This window comes from Draconibacterium sp. IB214405, from assembly GCF_033963885.1.
In the GTDB taxonomy this organism is placed as follows: domain Bacteria; phylum Bacteroidota; class Bacteroidia; order Bacteroidales; family Prolixibacteraceae; genus Draconibacterium.
In genome coordinates, this window is record NZ_JAXBMA010000018.1 from 1 (window position 1) to 3,172 (window position 3,172).

General features: G+C 38.2%; 1 protein-coding gene. It reads left to right on the plus strand.

The window, feature by feature from the left end; translation table 11 throughout:
• The coding region (locus SLH46_RS21560; protein ID WP_320283296.1) for an RHS repeat domain-containing protein at nt 1-2,722 on the plus strand (2,722 nt) is incomplete at its 5' end.
• Nucleotides 2,723-3,172: the final 450 nt, after the last annotated feature.

The following is a 3,172-nucleotide window of genomic DNA, read 5'->3' on the forward strand; positions in this document are numbered from 1 at the left end:
ATTAGATAATAATCCTGTAATCGTAAACTATAAAACCAACTCTACTGCCATCTCTTCATGGCGCTATACTGGTAGTAGTTATTCATCTGTTTCATTTCCGGCTGAAAGTTTATTTTTGACCGAAACTACCGATGAAGACGGAAAGGTAAGCAAGCAATACACCGACTTTGAAGGCAAACTGGTACAAACTGAAATTAACGGGCTAAGAACAGCTTATTGTTACGACGAACATGGTTTGTTACGTGCCGTTGTTCAACCCAAAGGATCATCGCCGGCATCAACCAGTTCCTGTTTTTTATATAAATACGACGATAAAAACCGGATGGTTGAAAAGTGGATTCCGGGAAAAGGGTGGGAGTATTTTGTTTACGATGACCGCAACCGAGTGGTACTTATTCAGGATGGAAACTTAAATGCAGATGATAAATGGCAATACACAATTTACGATGGGTTAAACCGACCCACAGAACAAGGAATTTGGAGCAGTACCTCATCTCGCGAAACTTTGGCAAATGCTGTTGAAAGCAATATCGATTATATGGAGGGAAGAACCAGTCGTGTTGCCTATAAATATTTGTCGTATGACGATTATAGCATGAGTGATGAAATTGCTCTTGGTTCTGATGCAGGTACTTTGGGAGAAAGCCAGGCTTCCGATAATACCGGACGTTTAACCATGGAAAAGACCATCCTTTTAGATTACGAAAGCGGAATGGATACCTGGATTACAAACACCTACTATTACGACAAATACGGGCGGTTGATTCAAACAGCGAAAGACAACCACCTAATGGGCAAAGACTATATTACAAATGCCTATAATTTTGCCGGATTGGTTGAACAAAGCCGTTACCGTCACACCGCAGATGGTACTACAACTTATGTCGACCAATATACTGACTACGATCATCGTGGACGAGTTATGAAAGTACGACACCGTATAAACGGGGGAACTGAAGTTTTGCTTACCGGAAACAACTACAACGAGGCTGGATCATTAGTGGATAAATACCTGCATTCGGTTAGTAATGGCACCTTTTTACAGCGTATGGATTACAGCTATAATATACGGGGTTGGTTAATCCAAATTAATAGTCCAACAAGTTTTACCGAAAACGATAAATTTGGAATGCAACTATATTACAATTCGTCACCAAGTGGAGGTAGTGCAATGTATAACGGAAATATCTCGGGTATAAATTGGGGAACACCGTCCAATACGAATATGCTTTACCGTTTTACATACGATGGTAGTAACAGACTTACCAATGCCGATTTTTATAATAGTTCGTATAGCACGTATGCATTGGATGCCAGCTATGGGTACGATAATAACGGTAATCTGGAAGATATAAACCGTAGAAACGGTTCCGGAACTTATATTGACCAAATAGACATTACCTACACCGGAAATCAAATTTCTACAATTAAAGACCTTTCTGGAGATGCTTCGTCGACGGTTGATTACCCGGGTAGCTCTACGGCCCAGTCTTTTGCTTACGATGCTAACGGCAATGTTACACACGAAAACCATAAACTAACCATTACCGATTATAATTTGTTAAACTTACCTCGCGAGATAAACTGGTCGGGGCAAAACAAGTACGTAAATTATTTTTATACTTTTGATGGTGAGAAGCTACGCAAAACGGTAGAAAACAGCGGTACTATTACAAAAATGGACTATTGTGGTATATTTGTTTACGAAACCAACAGCGGAACGCGTTCTTTAAAATATATTATTACACCTGAAGGAAGGGCTGTTAAAAATGGCAGTAGTTGGGATTACGAGTATAACCTGAAAGACCACCTTGGAAACGTAAGAGCAGTAATTGATGACGCAGGAGTACTTGTACAGGAAAGACATTATTATCCGTTTGGTATGGAGATGAGTTCACTTAGTTCGGGATCCAGTACGAACAAATATCAATACAACGGAAAAGAGCTGGAGAATGATTTTGATTTGGGGTATTATGATTATGGAGCACGATTTTATGACCCGCAGTTGGGACGCTGGCACTCGGTTGACCCGATGGCAGATGCTGAACACAATTTCTCATTTTCACCTTACAATTATGTCGTTAACAATCCAATGATTTTTATTGACCCCAATGGAGAAGACTGGTATGATGTTAATGGGACAATTACCTGGCATGACCAAGAAGGTGAATTAACTATTGGAGACCAGACTTACCAAAGTTTAGGTAAAAATGTTTTAGTTGGTACACACAACAGAGATGCTGATGGAAATGAGGATGTTAATTCTGCCACATTTAGTCTTTATCTTGAATCAAATACAGAAGGGGCTTCAGCTACTATTGAAGGCAATACAGTTCCTGGGGATATTGAAAAGTTTGGAACACTAGCTGAAGGGATTTATGACGCTGATTATGCTGAATATAAAGGAAAACCTGCCTTGCTTATAGGTAAGGGTGGAGATTTGCCAACTACTAATGGAAATCCAAATAATCCAGATAATTATAACGCTGATGGAACACTAAAGCCAACCTCGGAGCATGTTATGGATGAAATCTTTTTTCATAAAGGCAATGTAGGAAGAGAGAGGTTATGGTATCAAAAGCCTAATGGTAAAAAAGGTTTTATCACAGAAGGTTGTCAAACAGGACCTAATAAGCAAAATAGCTTGCCACTGTATTTAAATTTTATGAAAAATGTAGACAAATCCTTTAGTGGTAAGTATTATTTAAGAAGGAGGAAATAACATGGGTAGAATCTATTTTATATCATTAATATTTTTTGTTTTTCTGAGTTGTTCTTCTGCATCTCAGTTATCTCAAACAAAATGGGAATGTAAGATTAGTGAAAACTGTTTAAATTATATTGCTTTCGAAAATGATAGTAGTGTAAATTTATATAGCTGCGAAGTGGATGAGACTGTGTTCGGTAGATATTTTATGAGAAATGACACTGTATTTATCTATACCAAAGAGGGACAGTATGATGATGAATTTGAAGAAGATTCTCGACATAGACATGAATCGTATTCATTCTGTCTTTTGTTAAGGGACGATGAAATGTATTCCCCTGCTGTTCCAGAAATGAAATATTTAAAAACAAATAAATAACAAGAACGCCCGGCAAGCCGGGCTGTAAATCTTCAGCCTAATTTGGACACGTTGGTATAAAAATTAAGAGATGGTTTTCTTAATTT